The sequence below is a fragment of the Prochlorococcus sp. MIT2304 genome (assembly GCF_059772405.1).
In genome coordinates this window covers 1097112-1112868 of the sequence record NZ_CM186286.1, presented here as the reverse complement: position 1 = coordinate 1112868, position 15757 = coordinate 1097112, and the positions used below count along the sequence as shown (strand labels likewise).

Sequence of the window (15757 nt, the reverse complement as noted above, 5' to 3'; positions counted from 1 at the left end):
GGATAGATTATGGAACCTTTTTTCCCAGAATTGCATCCAAACCCTGGATGGCCTGATTCTTGCAAGTCACATGATGCAGAAATCATTCATGCTAATTCTAGTGAGAATATTGGAAGGCACTGCATACTTGAACTTTACCAATGTGATCATGCGAAGCTTAATGATGAAGCTTTTATAAGAACAACAATCACATCATCGGCCAAAATTGCTGGTGCAACGCTCATAAACTTGGTAACACACAGTTTTAAACCTCAGGGAGTTACTGGACTCGCTTTATTGGCTGAATCTCATATCTCAATACATACATGGCCAGAGATTGGTTATGCAGCCATTGATGTGTTCACTTGTGGTGACCATACGATGCCTGAAAAAGCTTGTAAAGTACTTTTCAAAGATTTTTTGGCTAAGAACTTCTCTTTTAAAAATATTGCCAGAGAGATTCCTTCTGGAATTCAAACTTTGTATCGTGAACCCTGAGCAAAATTGAGACTTTAACTGAATAAAAAATTATTTCGAGATTAGATTTGATCTTTCAGGTGGTTTTCTTTATGTCTCTAGTGAGTTTGCCACTAATAAAACCCTCTAGATCTAGGCTTATTGAATGAAAACCTAAAGATAAAAAATATTTAATTAATTGATTTCTTTGGATAATTCTCAGAAAGTCGTTTATTTCATGTGCGGGTAATTCAATTCTTGCTGATAGACCTTGACTTCTTACACGCACCTTAGAAAAACCTTGATTAACAATCCATTCTTCTGCTAGAGCAATTTGCTCCAGCCTTTTTGAACTTATTTCCTCTCCAAAAGGAATCCGAGAGGCTAAACATGGTTGAGCAGGTTTATCCCACCAAGGTAATCCTAATGATTTGGAAATTGAACGAATTGATTTTTTATCTATTTTCAGTTCGGCCAGAGGTGATATCACGCCTGCTTGATTGGCTGCCTTAATACCTGGTCGAAAGTCGCTAAGGTCGTCATAATTAACTCCATCGAGAACTTGAGCATTATTGTATTTTTTTGAAATTTCATGTAAATGCTTGTGTAATTCTTGTTTGCACGCAAAGCATCTATTTTCAGGATTCTTAAAGTAATTTGGCTCATTGATTTCATGGGTTTGACATTCTTCATGACGAATACCAATCCAAGCTGCTTGAAGACGCGCTTGCTTTAGTAAATATGGAGCTAAAGAAGGAGAGACACCAGTAACTGCAAAGGCTTTTAAGCCTAGCTGTTCTTGCGCTATTGTTGCTACTAAAGAACTATCAACTCCTCCAGAGAAGGCAACGCATGCATTGTTTATATCTTTAATAAACTCCCTCAACAATTCTAGTTGCTTAAGTTCTGATTCAGATAAAGATTCAAGTTGACTGAAAAACACTTTCTTAGAGGATCATTAATTTGTTTGAATTTGACGTTCTGAACTCTTTCATCTTTGTGTGTATTTTGCATATTCTATGACGTGTAATGTAGAAGAAGTTAAGTTGCATGCATAAGAAGCAGAATTATCGATCGTGGTATCAAACGGCATAGGAATTACAACAGCATCGGAAAGCCAAGAACGAAGTCATGGACAATTACATGTTTATGACGGAGAGGGTAAAGGCAAGAGTCAAGCAGCTTTGGGGGTGGTTCTGAGAACTATCGGTCTGGGTATATGTGAGAAAAAACAAACAAGAGTATTACTTCTGAGATTTTTGAAAGGACCTGGTCGCTCTTATGACGAAGATTCAGCAATTGATGCTTTGCAGCAAGGTTTCCCTCACCTGATTGATCAAGTTAGGACTGGCAGAGGTGAATTTTTCAACGTCGATCAATCTACAAAATTTGATTATCAGGAAGCTCAAAGAGGATGGGACATAGCAAAGGGGGCGATTGCTAGTGCCTTATATTCAGTTGTTGTCTTAGATGAATTGAATCCTGTTCTGGATTTGGGTTTATTGCAAGTTGAAGAAGTTGTTAAAACACTTACTGCAAGACCAAGTGGTATGGAAATTATTGTCACTGGTAGAGCAGCACCAAACCCTTTAATTAAAGTTGCTGAACTACATTCTGAGATGAGAGCTCACAGGCGTCCTGAGACAAATAAAGAGGAAAATCTTTTTGAAAATAATGTTGGCGGAATTGAAATATATACTGGGGAAGGGAAAGGCAAATCAACCAGTGCTCTGGGTAAAGCTTTACAAGCTATCGGTAGAGGAATTAGTCAGGATAAAAGTCATCGTGTTTTAATTTTGCAATGGCTTAAGGGTGGTAGTGGTTACACAGAGGATGCTGCTATTGCAGCTCTTCGAGAAAGTTACCCTCATTTAGTGGACCATCTTCGATCTGGCAGAGATGCGATCGTTTGGAGAGGCCAGCAAAAACCCATTGATTATGTAGAAGCTGAGAGGGCATGGGAAATTGCAAGAGCAGCGATTTCAAGTGGTCTTTATAAGACAGTTATTTTGGATGAGTTAAATCCAACTGTTGATTTGGAACTCTTACCAGTTGAGCCTATCGTTCAAACATTACTGCGCAAACCATCAGAGACCGAAGTGATTATTACAGGAAGATGTAAAAATCAACCGGTGTATTTTGATTTGGCAAGTGTTCACTCTGAGATGGTGTGTCATAAGCACTATGCAGAAAAAGGAGTTGATTTAAAGAGGGGAGTTGATTATTAGTTCTAATTAATATTTTCTTTGTTCCAGGCATCAATACCTCCCTCAATATTTACACCTTGAATTCCAAGTTTGTCTAAATGCCTTAGTGCTCGCAATGACCTTTTTCCACTTTTACAAAATACATAAATATTTTTTTGCGCGGCAAGAATTTTGATTTCATTGATGGACTCCCCACTTTCAATAGTACTAAGGGGTATGAGCCTGGAGCCTGAAATTGAACATTCATTATGCTCGATTTGATTGCGAACATCTATCAATAATGTCTCTTTAGATGCTTGACTAAGAAGTGTTTTTAATTCCTGAACTGAAATACTTTTTATATCTAAATCGACCTCATTTTTAACTTTAACCTCTGAACAGAAGTTTTTATAATCTATTAATTTATTGATATTGCTACTCTCTTGACTCGATTTCAATGTTAGCTCTTTAAAGCTCATCTTTAATGCATTAAAAATGAGGACCCTTCCATCTAGTGGAGAACCAATATTTGTTATTATTTTTATTGCTTCTGCTGCTTGAATTGTACCTATAATCCCTGGGAGAATTCCCATAACTCCAGCTTCAGAGCATGATGGAATTAATTCTTGTGGAGGTGGCGTAGGAATTAGATCTCTATAGCTAGGACTATTTTTCTTTAAATTAAATACACTTACCTGACCATCGAATCGTGCAATTGAACCATATATATATGGCTTCTTGAGAATTATGGAAGCATCATTAATTAGGTAGCGTGTTGGGAAATTGTCTGAACAATCACATATCACGTCATAGGCTCTAAGTATTTCTAAAGCATTACTACTTGTTAGCTTTTGATTGAATACATCCACTCGACAAGAAGGATTTATTTTGAGTATGCGTTGTTTGGCAGAATCTGTTTTTAATAGGCCTATTGAATCAGTTGTATGAATGATTTGCCTTTGTAAATTTGAGTATTCAACCACATCAAAATCAACTATTCCGATACGTCCTATTCCAGCTGCAGCAAGATAAATTAAAAGTGGAGATCCGAGTCCCCCAGTCCCAATGCAAGCAACTGAGCTTGTCTTCAATTTTTTTTGACCTGTAATACCTATTTCAGGAAGACTTATATGTCTTGCATACCTAGCAAGTTCATCGAGATCTAAATTTGCGTCATTCTGGCTTTGCTCCATGAGTCAACCCTTTCATGATTTACTTACATTAAAGAAATAAATTTAATTTTCACGTTATGAAAATCAAATTTATTTTTGATCCACCATGCCTTTAAATCTCCATCATTATTTGAAATAACCATAAGACCAGGAGATTGATTGAAGAATAAATCCATTTCCGACGGTTTGTTTTCACTTGAAGGATGAGAGTGAGCACAGCATAAAACTTCTAAATCATTTTCTCTTGCCCATTTTTGAGAGGCAATTTGATCTTTTGCGTCTATTTCGAAGCGAGTATTTTTTGATGGTTGAATAGTTTTTTGATTAGCAAAAACTCTTATATTTTGATCAATTAAGAATGATTCTGGTTCTCCCCATACATTACGACAATTCCAGATGTGCATTACTTTCCAAAAATTTTTTTTACCATCTGATATGGAAGTTTTTTTTTGACCGATTAATATAGCGCAGCCTTCTTCTGGTTCAGCTGCCTTTAAAAATCTAGAGAGAACATAATTTGTCTCGTTATGGAATTCAATATATTTTGGAATTTTCATCAGAAAAACTGAGTTGATTCGGCATCCTCTCTATTTTGGTTCGGACTTATCCCTATAAAGCCTATGGCATTTCTTAAATTAATTCGATACGCTCGGTCCATAACTGCTTAGTCGCTTGTGTTCATGTCTGATGTAAATCCTGATTCTAAAGATGAATCAAAGGGAGGGAAAACTGAGGGTGTTAATTTTTCAGAACGTTACAGTGATGTAATGGGGAAAGTTAATGAATCATTGAGCAAAATTGATTGGACCCAGATGGGTAAGTATGGCAAGGCCGCAGGAATCATTGCTGTGGTTGTTCTTGCTCAAGTATTAATCAAGGTTGTTATTGATACAGTTAATTTTTTCCCTATTCTCCCTGGTTTGCTTGAACTTCTTGGAATAGTAGTTTTAGGCCAGTGGAGTTGGCAAAATTTAACTACAAGTGAAAAAAGAACAGCTGTTTTTGATAAAGTTCAAAATCTTAAAAAAGAGTACCTGGGATAAATTAATAAGAAAAGGATCAAAGATCTGAGGTCTCGTTACACACGTGATCTCAGATCTTTTAGTATTTTCAATGAATTTTCTTTGTATGATCCTCCAAACATATTTGCATGGTTAAGCAAATGGTAAAGATTATAAATATTAGTTCTATCTTTTGAAAGCGTATCTAGTGGCCAGATCTTTTCGTATCCTTTATAAAATTCTCTATTAAAACCGCCAAATAATTTAGTCATTGAGATGTCAACTTCTCTGTCAGCCCAATATGATGCTGGGTCATAAAGACTCCCTAAACCATCTTGAGTACTTCCACAATTGCCTGACCAAAGATCACCATGAACTATTGAGATGCTTGGTTTATGATCATTTAGGTATGAGCTTAAATATATTAAAACATCTTCATGATCATCAACTACAAGACCCCATGCTTTTGCCTTTATAAGTTGTGGCTTAAGACGATAATTGACAAAGAATTCGCCCCAGTTACAGCCCCACCCTCTTGCTTGGGTGTTAGAACCTATAAAACCTTCTTCTCCCCATCCGAATTTTTTTTGGCTCCACTCACTCGATGATTTATGTAGTAGTGCTAAACCTTGTCCAAGAAGATTTTGATGGGATTGTTCGAGATCTATCCATTCTAAACAAAGTACAGATATGTCCTGATAAGTTACTAGATCAAGTGTTTTAGGAACGCAGATATACGATTTGTTAGCAAATCTACTCAGAACAGAGAGACACTCACGTTCGAACTTAAACATATTAATATTGTCTATATGATTTGATTTGGCAAACACTCTTTTACCATTTTGGAAATAAATGCACCAAGCTTTGTGGATACAACCTCCGCTTACCGGGATTATTTTTTCTATTAATGAGTTTTTGTTTACTTTATTTGAACTGGAAAGAGCATTTTTGATTAATTCCTTCATTCACCTTATTCTCGTTGGATAATTTTTATGTCTGAAGAATCTATCATTGTTGTTGGGGGCGGGATAGCTGGTTTAACAGGTGCTGCTCTTCTCGCTAGAGAGGGTTATCAGGTAACTTTGGTCGAAGCACATACTCAATTAGGTGGCTGTGCAGGAACTTTTACGAGAGGTTCTTATACTTTTGATGTAGGCGCCACTCAAGTTGCAGGTCTTGAGAGAGGAGGAATTCATCATCGTTTATTCAATTATTTAGATATTCCTTTACCTGATGCGAAAATTTTAGATCCTGGATGTTCAGTTGTTCTTGGTGATGGGAGTCGGCCAATCAATCTTTGGCATGATCCATTAAGATGGGATAAGGAAAGAAAAGAACAGTTCCCTGGAAGTGAAATCTTTTGGTCACTATGTTCTAAAATTCACCAAAGTAATTGGGAATTTGTAGAAAGAGATCCCATACTTCCTGTTAGAAATTTGTGGGATTTAAGTCAATTAATTAGAGCTATACGTCCTTCAAATCTTTTTACAGGTTTTATGAGTAAGTTGACTATTGAAGATTTGCTTAAAATAACTGGTTGTCATCAAGATAGACGTCTACGAAGTTTTCTAGATCTTCAATTAAAACTTTACTCTCAAGAGCCAGCGGATAGAACGGCAGCTTTATACGGTGCAACTGTGCTTCAAATGGCCCAATCTCCCAGAGGGTTATGGCATCTTCATGGATCAATGCAAATTCTTAGCGACTTGTTGAAAGATAGTTTTTTGAGAGATGGTGGGAACCTTTTGATAGGACATAGAGTGACTAAAATAATTAGTCAAACAAAATCAAATATCTTTCATGTCAATGTAATTGATAGGAGAAAAAATTTGATAGAGCTGAAAGCATCAGATATTGTTTTTAGCTTGCCTCCTCAATCTCTTTTAGATTTAATTCCCATTGATGGAGGTTTATCTACAACATATCGTGAAAGTATAAAAAAATTACCCAAACCAAGTGGTGCAGCTGTATTTTATGGGGCTCTCCGTCGTGCTGACTTGCCCGTTGATTGCCCAGGACATATTCAAGTATTCGATGAGAATTTCGGCTCTTTATTTATTTCCATAAGCATGGAAGATGATCAGCGTGCACCAGTGGGAATGGCTACTTTAATTGCAAGTGTATTTGTTGATATCGATCAATGGTCTAATCTAGATAATCAATCCTATGCCAGAAAAAAAAATATTTTATCAAAACAGATACGAACTATTTTGAATAAAAAGTTTGATTTGATTGAGTCGAGTTGGGATCATCACGAATTTGCAACTCCAAGAAGCTTTGAAAAGTGGACAGGACGTCCTCGTGGAATAGTCGGAGGGCTTGGTCAGCATCCAGATCAATTTGGACCTTTTGGCTTGTCAAGTAGGAGCCCTCTTAGAGGTTTATGGCTTTGTGGAGATTCAATTTATCCCGGCGAAGGTACAGCTGGTGTAAGCCAATCAGCCATGATGGTTGTCAGACAACTAATGGAATGTAAAGGTAGGCATTTGAATATCCCTGTCTTTAATTAGTAGGTTTTGAAATGAAATTTTGTCTTTCTTCTTGAGTATTGACTAACATTTTTTCTAATTCACTCCAGTTCTCTTCCAGTAAATATTTTTCAAAAAGATTTAGAGAATGTCTATAAGAGGCCAAATGTCTCTCAATATTTTTCTTATTAAATTTTGCCATCGAGACTCCCAGTTCTGGGTTGCCACCTCCAACTCTTGAGGTGTCAGAAAACCCACTGGATGCAATACTTTTTGCAAGTGAATATAAGGCAGGCTTTACATCTGTAGTTAATGTGTTGAGCAATGCCGCGCTAATTAGAACTGGTAAATGTGAAATCAATCCAACAGCTTCATCATGTATTTTAGCTTCAGAGCTTATCCATTGACTCCCAAGTGATAAAGCAATTTGCTGCACTATTTCGAGAGCTTTTTGATCAGTTTCTTTGCTTGGGGTAACAACCCATGGCTTGTTTTTAAATAAATTATGTTGGCCTGCGTGAACGCCAGATTCTTCGGTTCCAGTCATTGGGTGACTGGCTACAAAACGCGGATGTAGCTTGTTCCAAGTATTTAAAATAGGGACTTTCACCGATCCAACATCTGTAACAACAGCATTTCTAGGAATGGCATTGATTAGGGCTGTTGAAGGATTTAGGAGCTGTTCCAGTGGTAAAGCAATATAAATAAGAGAACAATTGTTTAATACGCTTGTATCAGTGCTGACAATTTGGGCTAGTTTTCTTTCTCTTGCTTTTTGTGCACTTTTTTCTCGATGAGTAATTCCATAAACTGTATATCCAAGCTTTTGGAGATCTAAGCCTAAGGAACCTCCAATTAGACCTAATCCAACAATTCCAATATTTTGAAAGGTTTTTATTTTAAGCTCCATAAATATTATTGTTCTATATCTTTATTGATAGGGCAACATGATTAAAAGAATTTATTTATAAAAGGTACTTCTAATGCTTGAGGTGAATTCACATAAACATCTGAAAAAATACTATCAAAATAATCTTGCTCTGTGGCCTCATAATTTGACCCTGACAAGATTAATAGCTAGAAGCTTAAGTCGTAAAGATAATACTTTTATTCAACTATCAAGTGACAGTAAAAATTTTTGGTGGCCTGGTCTTTTGATTCCACTTTGTTTGCATAACAAGAATGTTGTTTTAATTCTATCAGAGAGACAATCTCGACTCTTGTTTGAAGTGGAATTACCAAAGTTAAGATCTAGTCGATTAGATTTTGATTATGTAGAGGGAATTGAATTAACTCCTTCAGATAAAAAAGTTTGGATTTTAAGATATCAAGATCTTGTTTTTGCTCATGAAAATGATTTATTAAAAAACCGCCAATTAATATTTCCTGAATTTGAATTTATTTCTAGTGAGCTTAGAGAATCTATGTCTATAAAAATTACTCAAAAAGATTGGGAGGATTTAATTGCTTCGCGCTCACGTTTTGAAGTTTCACTTGTCGAACTTCATGAGCGCTTAACTCGAGATCTATTTAGTCAATCAGTGCGCTCTGATGCTGTCATAAGAATTCATAATAGGGAACTTTTAACATTAAAACAAATTCTCAAAGATGACTTGCCTTCCGCCATGCCTTGGAAACGAGCTCTTAATGCGGTCAACAATGAATGGGTAACCTGGGCGAAACTAGATAAGCGAAAACTTAGTTGGGACTGGTATATTCAACCTTTATTTCCTTTACAAACTCTTTCCAGTTTGTTTTCAAAAAATACTCTTTTAATGCTGACGAATTCAGGTCAAAGCGATTTTTTCTTTTTAGATCTAAATAGTAAAAAATTTACTTTTACTGTGAAGGTGAATTTAGGAAATAAATTTGATCAAGAACCTATCCCATTGTTTGTCCCAAAAAGACAACCTTTGCCAAATACGTCTAAGTTTTATCGTCATATTTTAAGACAATGTCAAAGATTAATACTTGGTCGTCCTCGTCCGACTATTATTTTGGTAGATGATTTACAACTACGACTTCAAATAACTAGTGAATTGGCTGGAGATTTTGGATTGAGAGTAGTTCATGAAACTACTGATGTTGAGACTAATGGGATTCTTTGTTGTAGTTGTCATTGGTGGATTATTAATCAGTACAATTTGCCAACACCAGATCAATTGATTTTTCCAGTGATTCCATTCCCTACTTTAGAGTCGCCCTGGGTTGCTGCTCGAGTTGAAATGCTTAAGCATCAAGGTTGTGATTGGTTTCGAGAATTCCTGTTTCCCGAAACTCTCACTATACTTCTCAAATCGCTTGCAATCATTAGGAGTGGAGATGTTCGAGTTGCTATACTGGATGGCCGTATGCACTATAGAAGTTGGGGAAAACTAATATTTGAAGCTCTTGAGCCGTGGATTGCGTTGGAGCGTTTATTGCCTTATTAAAATCAATATCTTAGATTAAAAAATATTGTTTTTTTGTAATGGGAGAAGCTCGGCGAAGATCTGAACAAGGATTGAAACCTCGTAGTAAGAAAAACTCTAAGAATGAGTCACCTCGTATTGTCTCTTGGTTCCCTGTGACGCAAGCGCAAAGAGATCAATTTATAAAATTAAGTATTCGTGCAGGATGGGTAGGTATTGCTGCTTTGGTTATTCTTTGGATTGTTGTTCGCTTTATTGGACCTGCTGCAGGGTGGTGGATTCCTGCAGACATCAGATAAACCTAACTATATTTTTAGTTTCAACCGTTCGCTGAAACTTGGTTTAAGTTGGGTCGTAATGAAGCATGTCGAGCTGCTGCTGCTAGTGGTCTCATTGAATTAGCACTTACTTCTGAGCCCTCAGTTAATTTATCTTTAACTAATTTTTCAATTATGTCTTTTGATTCAGGATTTTGCTCAAGCCAAGTAATGGTATTGTCTCTTCCTTGCCCAATATTGTCACCCTCATAGCTATACCAAGCTCCTTTACGAGTGACGACATTAGTCTCATCTGCTAAATCAAGAAGACAACCAAGAGTACTAATTCCTTTCCCAAAAAGAATATCAAATTCGGCTATTCGAAATGGAGGTGCAACTTTGTTTTTTGCGACTTTCACTTTTGCACGAATTCCATATTCTTCAGTTCCTCTCTTTAGCGTTTGAATACGACGGATATCCAATCTTACAGAGGCATAGAATTTAAGAGCGTTTCCACCAGTTGTTGTTTCTGGATTCCCATATGTAATACCAATTTTTAGACGTAATTGATTTAAGAAAATGACGGTGCAACCAGACTTTCCAATGTTCCCAGTAATTTTTCTCATCGCTTGACTCATTAGACGAGCTTGAGCACCTACTGAATGATCACCCATTTCTCCTTCTATCTCTGAACGGGGCGTGAGTGCAGCGACTGAATCAACAACCACTAGATCGACTGCAGCAGATCTAATAAGTTGGTCAACGATTTCCAGTGCCATCTCTCCTGTATCTGGTTGAGATACGAGAAGATTCTCTACATCAACACCAAGAGAGGCTGCATAGACTGGGTCAAGAGCATGTTCTGCATCTACAAATGCAGCAACTCCACCGTTACGTTGAATCTCGGCTATTGCATGTAATGTCAGCGTTGTTTTTCCAGAACTTTCTGGACCATAAACTTCAATTACACGTCCTTTGGGATAGCCGCCACCAAGAGCTAAATCAAGAGTTAAAGCACCTGTAGATATTGTTTCCACCCGCATCTTTGATGCGTCCCCAAGACGCATGATTGAACCTTTCCCGAAATTGCGTTCTATTTGCCCAACCACTAAGCTCAATGCTTTTTCTTTCTCTCCAGATTTTCCGTCTATTTTCTTGGATTCAGTTGATTGAAGTGACTTACCTTCGTTTGACATGACAAATAACGTTAATGCAGAGGGATAACAACAGACGTTGGGATTGATGATGAAATACTCAGTTCCTCAACGAATAGCAATTAAACCGATAGTACAGACGTACGCTATTAAGTCAAGACCACTTTGAGATAGGTTCTCGCAAAATATCTAAATTTAGTAATTTAATACCAGAAGGAAGATTATTTCGATCCTGAGGTTTTAAGTATCCCCAGCTTGCTAAGTAACAGGGGATACATTTCAGCCTGGGATCTTCCAAAACTTTTTCTAAGGTAGTTCTTCGATCTTCAATAAACCCTCGAATTATTCTCTTCTGTAAGAGTTGGTTCAAGACATCGACTTTACTTCCTGATTCGTGACCAAAAACAAGGCTTGGCTGAAGATCGAAACAATCCAGCAGCTTTTTTGTGAACTCAATACTTTTTGTTGTTAAAACAGCAAATTCAATGCCTTCCTTCTCCAGGGTCTTGAGGCGTTCAGTGACTAAAGAAAAAGGCCGATGCAAATTTAACCACTGATTGAAATTATTTGATATTGCTTCTTTTCTCGTTTGATTTAAAGCTTCTTGTAATTGAAAAGGTGTCCAACCCCACTTTTTAAGAGCTAAAGAGCATTCTATTTCATAATGTTTTGAGAAATTTTGTAAATCTAGTAATTTGAATTGACCAGTGTTAATTGCACATTCAGCAGCCAGAATAACCATTTCCCAACCATAATTGACCCATGGCCTCATTGCTTTAAAAGCTTTGGGAATCTCACTAGGAAAAGAAATAATATTTTTTTCTTTGGCAGAAAGTAGGTTTATACAAGTTTGACGAGAACTTGACCAATATTCCTTAATGCCATCAACTATGACACCATCAAAATCAAGAACAATTAGAGGTTTCTCTATCACTTACTGTTAAAAACTGGGCCGCTAGGATTCGAACCTAGGAATGTCGAGACCAAAACCCGATGCCTTACCACTTGGCGACGGCCCATTGTTCCAGATCTATGTTTGCGATTGAGAGACATAGATTAGGATTCTTTCTCTTAGATAATTACATATTTGATTCAATCCTGTCATGTCTTTATCCAGGTTTTTTTAGTTAATCGGAAGATTTCTTCATTAATTCAGCTCAACATGGGCTTTCGAATGATTGATTTAACTAGAGAAATTCAATTATAAAGATTTCCTCACAAGCCAAGGATTTATAAGTCGTTTTGCCTCTGAAAGGGCCGCCTCCCAGCCTTCAGGCCACTCTCTAAGGCTGATTTTTTTTCGTTGAGCCTCCTCTAACCATGGTTGAATTATCTTTCTTGCTTTCCCTCCAAAAGCAACTCCTTCAGGCCCTTTAATCTCTGGGAGGTACTTAATGGTCGATTCATTAGTTCCTCCAGCAAGTTGTAAGGGGCCTGGTGGAGCTATTGGACGTATTCTCTCCCAGAGTTTTACTGCAATTTTGGCCGCACCTGCTCCAAGGTCTCCACTCATTCGACGCCCATCAAGTTGCCAAAGAGGTTTTTGATTATGAATTCTTAGGAATTTATGTCGCAGCCAAAGTTCTTCTGCTAATTTTTCGTGATTTATTCTATGTCCTTGTAAACCGCAGCTGACAGATAACCGTTGAAGCTGCAAATCGACTTTAAAAATTTCCTTGATTGTTTTTTCAAATTCTTGGCCTCTTCCTGGAGCAGTATGAATTTCTACTGCATCTGGTCTGATAGTTGTTAACAAAGGAGCAAAATCTTTAAGAGTTAATCTTCGATCCTTTTCTTTAATGATCCCTAGCGGGCATGTATCAATACATCGGCCACATCCATAGCATTTATTAGCCTTTACACCACCTTCGTTTTCAATCGCGTGAGCTGGACAAATGCTTTGACAGGGTCTTAAGCAATTCGAAGGACATAGGTCTGGATTAAACCAAGCTTTGCGAAAATGCGCATCTTTTCCATCACTTAAGCTGATCATCAGCCAAGGTTTTTTCCCGTAAGTTTCGAAAACCCAATCAATAGCATTGCGAGCTGCATGGACAACAGCTTCGTCGGCAGCAAGGTCAATGCAATGCACTCCTGCAGCTCCATAAATTGAGCAAAGATCAGTTATGGAAGGTAAGTCTTGATTACTTGCACCACAAATTAATTTTACCCAGTTACCTTTTTTGAGAGCTTCAGAATTGCAAATCGAATTTTGAGTAATCACATTTATTAATTTCTAATCTCTATCGATGAATTCATCTAATGGTTGCCATTGAATACTTCGAGCTCCTCCCATCTCAATAACAATTTTGATTCGAGGTTCCTTTTTGCAAAGATTATTTATTGATAATAGTTCTGACTTGGATAAGACTTGACCCTCTAATAACCATAGGACAAACGGTTTATCTTCAACTAATAATTCATTTAATTGAGGAATAACTTGTTGAACTTCCCCTAAGGCTCCATTCCTCCCAACATTTTGATGTCCCAAATGTGGTGGTCTAATTCCATGTAATTGGGTAAGAAAGACAACTGGATCTCCTAATCCTCTAGCTGAAGTGATCTGTGTTCGATATCCGCTGGCTCTAAGTCTTCTAAGTAAACGAGTTTCTGCTCCACCTTCTAATGGACTGAGGATGGCAAGGCAGCCAAATGATTCAAGATCACTGCGAAATTTATGACCAGAGAGTAATAAAGGCATCCTTAAATCAAATTCTTTATCTTATTTAAGTGAAGCATCACACAAAATGGGTGTTAATAGTGTAATCTTTTAAGTTGCTAAAGCTTTTCTATGCCCGTCCGCTAGCCGGGCCTCTGGATGCTTGAGCAGACTAAGCGATTGCGTTTAGTCTTTTTGGCCAGCGCAGAAGAATTTATTTCTTTTGTCGAGATACTGTTTGAACTTGTTGAAAAGTTTGAAAAAGTCTCAGCCAGCTGATTGTCGCTAGCATTTTCCCAAACAAATTGAACTTCAATTATTCAATTAACTTCAACTTTTTTGGCTAGATAGGCGATTTAATTCAGATTCCGAGTCTTTCTTTACAGATTGACCTTTTAGCTAGCGTTTATTTAACTCATGTCTTTAGGAATCTTAGGTAAGAAGTTGGGAATGTCCCAACTCTTCGACGATCAAGGCAGAGCCGTTCCGGTCACTTTGATAGAAGCGGGTCCCTGTCGAATCACTCAATTGAAGTCTGCAGATACAGACGGCTATGTCGCTGTACAAATAGGTTTTCAATTAATACGCGAAAAACTTCTCAACAAGCCTTCAAAAGGTCATCTTGCAAAATCAGGAGATGATCTTTTACGTCATCTTCGAGAGTACCGAGTTGAAAATTCCGGTGAATTTGAACTTGGAGCTGCAATAACAGTCGATGATTTTAAAACAGGTCAAAAGGTTGATGTAAGTGGCGCCACAATGGGAAGGGGATTCGCAGGTTATCAAAAGCGACATGGTTTCAGCCGAGGTCCTATGAGCCATGGTTCGAAAAATCATCGACTACCTGGTTCAACAGGAGCTGGAACCACTCCTGGCCGTGTTTATCCCGGTAAGAGGATGGCTGGTCGTATGGGAGGTAAAAAAGTTACTACTAGAGGCCTTGAAATTCTCAAGATAGATTCTGATCACAATTTATTAGTAGTCAAAGGATCTGTTCCAGGTAAACCTGGATCACTTTTAAACATAAGACCTGCCAAAAGAGTTGGCGTCTCTACCCACCAAGGAGGTAAATGATGGCTAACTGTACTGTTCTTGATTGGCAAGGCAAAGAGACTGGCGAATCAACAATTGATTTGAAAACTGCTAAGGAATCATCTTCAGCAGACTTATTGCATCGTGCTGTTTTGCGCCAGCAGGCTCATAGCCGCCAAGGAACTGCAAGTTCTTTGACTAGGTCTGAGGTGCGAGGCGGCGGCAGAAAACCTTACAAGCAAAAAGGTACTGGTAGAGCAAGGCAAGGTTCAATTCGAACGCCTCTTCGTCCCGGAGGGGGAGTTATATTTGGCCCCAAGCCTCGAAAATATAATTTGGAAATGAATAGGAAGGAAAGAAGACTAGCTCTTCGTACTGCTCTAATGAGTAGAATTTCTGATGTGAAAATAATTAAAGACTTCGGGTTAAAACTTGAAGTTCCTAAGACAAGTGAAATTGTTTCTTTACTCAAGAGAATAGGAATTGATTCAGATGGGAAAGTTCTTATTATTCTCAACAATCCTTCTGAAATCATTAAGCGCTCAATTAGAAACTTAGAAAAAATCAAGCTTATTTCTGCTGATCAACTAAATGTGTTTGACCTTCTGAATGCCAATTCATTGGTAATAGGTGAAGACGCATTATCAACTATTAAGGAGGTATATGGTGATGACTAAATTTTTTGATAAACGACTTACTGATGTGATTAAGCGACCCTTGATAACAGAGAAGGCTACAAAAGCTTTGGATTTAAATCAGTACACTTTTGAGGTCGATCCAAGAGCAGCTAAGCCTGACATAAAAGCTGCAGTAGAGAAAATGTTTGATGTCAAGGTTCTTGGTGTCAGCACCATGAATCCGCCAAGAAAAAGTAGAAGAGTTGGCAGGTTTTCTGGGAAGAGGCCACAAGTGAAGAAGGCTGTGGTTCGCTTAGCAGAAGGCAACTCCATACAATTGTTCCCAGAATCAGAGGAGGCTTAAA

The 15757-nt window shown here is 37.7% G+C and carries 18 protein-coding genes and 1 tRNA gene; 9 read left to right on the top strand and 10 right to left on the bottom strand.

Annotation, left to right across the window (positions count from 1 at the left end; translation table 11 throughout):
• Positions 1-9 precede the first annotated feature (9 nt).
• Positions 10-477: an adenosylmethionine decarboxylase gene (gene speD / locus AC6EIY_RS06680; RefSeq protein ID WP_498506175.1), complete on the top strand. Its 468-nt coding sequence runs from the start codon at positions 10-12 to the stop codon at positions 475-477.
• A gap of 55 nt (positions 478-532) precedes the next feature.
• Here speD and larE read toward each other — a convergent pair whose 3' ends face one another.
• Positions 533-1378 (bottom strand): ATP-dependent sacrificial sulfur transferase LarE, encoded by an 846-nt coding sequence (larE, locus tag AC6EIY_RS06675; protein WP_498506174.1) that lies wholly within the window; start codon positions 1376-1378, stop codon positions 533-535.
• 133 nt (positions 1379-1511) lie between these two features.
• On the opposite strand from larE, the gene AC6EIY_RS06670 reads away from it, so the two are divergent.
• Positions 1512-2663 carry a cob(I)yrinic acid a,c-diamide adenosyltransferase gene (locus tag AC6EIY_RS06670; protein ID WP_498506173.1) on the top strand — a complete coding sequence of 384 codons (1152 nt, stop codon included), beginning with the start codon at positions 1512-1514 and terminating at the stop codon, positions 2661-2663.
• Positions 2664-2665: 2 nt separating this feature from the next.
• On the opposite strand, the gene moeB is transcribed toward AC6EIY_RS06670, so the two are convergent.
• Both moeB and AC6EIY_RS06660 read right to left on the bottom strand, forming a co-directional pair.
• Positions 2666-3814, bottom strand: a complete 1149-nt coding sequence (gene moeB, locus AC6EIY_RS06665) for a molybdopterin-synthase adenylyltransferase MoeB (RefSeq protein ID WP_498506172.1) — start codon at positions 3812-3814, stop codon at positions 2666-2668.
• Positions 3815-3837: 23 nt separating this feature from the next.
• Positions 3838-4350 (bottom strand): M67 family metallopeptidase, encoded by a 513-nt coding sequence (locus tag AC6EIY_RS06660; RefSeq protein WP_498506171.1) that lies wholly within the window; start codon positions 4348-4350, stop codon positions 3838-3840.
• 123 nt (positions 4351-4473) lie between these two features.
• On the opposite strand from AC6EIY_RS06660, the gene AC6EIY_RS06655 reads away from it, so the two are divergent.
• Positions 4474-4836 (top strand): CAAD domain-containing protein, encoded by a 363-nt coding sequence (locus AC6EIY_RS06655; RefSeq protein WP_413683568.1) that lies wholly within the window; start codon positions 4474-4476, stop codon positions 4834-4836.
• A gap of 35 nt (positions 4837-4871) precedes the next feature.
• Here AC6EIY_RS06655 and AC6EIY_RS06650 read toward each other — a convergent pair whose 3' ends face one another.
• Positions 4872-5759 carry a fructosamine kinase family protein gene (locus tag AC6EIY_RS06650; protein ID WP_498506170.1) on the bottom strand — a complete coding sequence of 296 codons (888 nt, stop codon included), beginning with the start codon at positions 5757-5759 and terminating at the stop codon, positions 4872-4874.
• Positions 5760-5786: 27 nt separating this feature from the next.
• On the opposite strand from AC6EIY_RS06650, the gene crtD reads away from it, so the two are divergent.
• Positions 5787-7304, top strand: a complete 1518-nt coding sequence (gene crtD / locus AC6EIY_RS06645) for a C-3',4' desaturase CrtD (RefSeq protein ID WP_498506169.1) — start codon at positions 5787-5789, stop codon at positions 7302-7304.
• Here the strand turns inward: crtD and AC6EIY_RS06640 are convergent.
• Positions 7297-8172 (bottom strand): prephenate/arogenate dehydrogenase, encoded by an 876-nt coding sequence (locus AC6EIY_RS06640; RefSeq protein WP_498506168.1) that lies wholly within the window; start codon positions 8170-8172, stop codon positions 7297-7299. The two genes, crtD and AC6EIY_RS06640, sit on opposite strands and share 8 nt — an antisense overlap.
• A gap of 145 nt (positions 8173-8317) precedes the next feature.
• Here AC6EIY_RS06640 and AC6EIY_RS06635 point away from each other — a divergent pair, with 145 nt between their 5' ends.
• On the top strand, positions 8318-9694 hold the full coding sequence (locus tag AC6EIY_RS06635) for a helicase (protein WP_498506167.1): 1377 nt from the start codon (positions 8318-8320) through the stop codon (positions 9692-9694).
• A gap of 38 nt (positions 9695-9732) precedes the next feature.
• Positions 9733-9972: a DUF2839 domain-containing protein gene (locus tag AC6EIY_RS06630; RefSeq protein ID WP_498506166.1), complete on the top strand. Its 240-nt coding sequence runs from the start codon at positions 9733-9735 to the stop codon at positions 9970-9972.
• Positions 9973-9992: 20 nt separating this feature from the next.
• On the opposite strand, the gene recA is transcribed toward AC6EIY_RS06630, so the two are convergent.
• The 5 genes from recA to AC6EIY_RS06605 form a co-directional block, all read right to left on the bottom strand.
• A complete protein-coding gene (recA, locus tag AC6EIY_RS06625; protein ID WP_498506165.1) occupies positions 9993-11126 on the bottom strand; it encodes a recombinase RecA in 1134 nt (377 codons plus the stop codon).
• Positions 11127-11238: 112 nt separating this feature from the next.
• Entirely contained in the window at positions 11239-12018 is a 780-nt protein-coding gene (locus tag AC6EIY_RS06620) for an HAD family hydrolase (protein WP_498506164.1), read from the bottom strand.
• Between the two features lie 13 nt (positions 12019-12031).
• Positions 12032-12103 (bottom strand) — tRNA-Gln (locus tag AC6EIY_RS06615).
• 182 nt (positions 12104-12285) lie between these two features.
• Entirely contained in the window at positions 12286-13308 is a 1023-nt protein-coding gene (locus AC6EIY_RS06610; RefSeq protein ID WP_498506163.1) for a Light dependent period protein LdpA domain-containing protein, read from the bottom strand.
• Positions 13309-13320: 12 nt separating this feature from the next.
• Positions 13321-13785, bottom strand: a complete 465-nt coding sequence (locus tag AC6EIY_RS06605) for an NAD(P)H-quinone oxidoreductase subunit N (RefSeq protein WP_498506162.1) — start codon at positions 13783-13785, stop codon at positions 13321-13323.
• A gap of 375 nt (positions 13786-14160) precedes the next feature.
• Between AC6EIY_RS06605 and rplC the strand changes: the two genes are divergently transcribed.
• From rplC to AC6EIY_RS06590, 3 genes are read left to right on the top strand one after another with little or no spacing between them, the layout of a single operon-like run.
• Complete coding sequence (rplC, locus tag AC6EIY_RS06600) at positions 14161-14817, top strand: 50S ribosomal protein L3 (protein ID WP_498506161.1); 657 nt, start codon at positions 14161-14163, stop codon at positions 14815-14817.
• The gene (gene rplD, locus AC6EIY_RS06595; RefSeq protein ID WP_498508168.1) at positions 14817-15452 is read left to right on the top strand and encodes a 50S ribosomal protein L4; all 636 of its coding nucleotides are present in this window, start codon (positions 14817-14819) and stop codon (positions 15450-15452) included. Before rplC ends, rplD begins: the two co-directional genes overlap by 1 nt.
• Entirely contained in the window at positions 15445-15756 is a 312-nt protein-coding gene (locus tag AC6EIY_RS06590) for a 50S ribosomal protein L23 (protein WP_498461573.1), read from the top strand. Before rplD ends, AC6EIY_RS06590 begins: the two co-directional genes overlap by 8 nt.
• Position 15757: the final 1 nt, after the last annotated feature.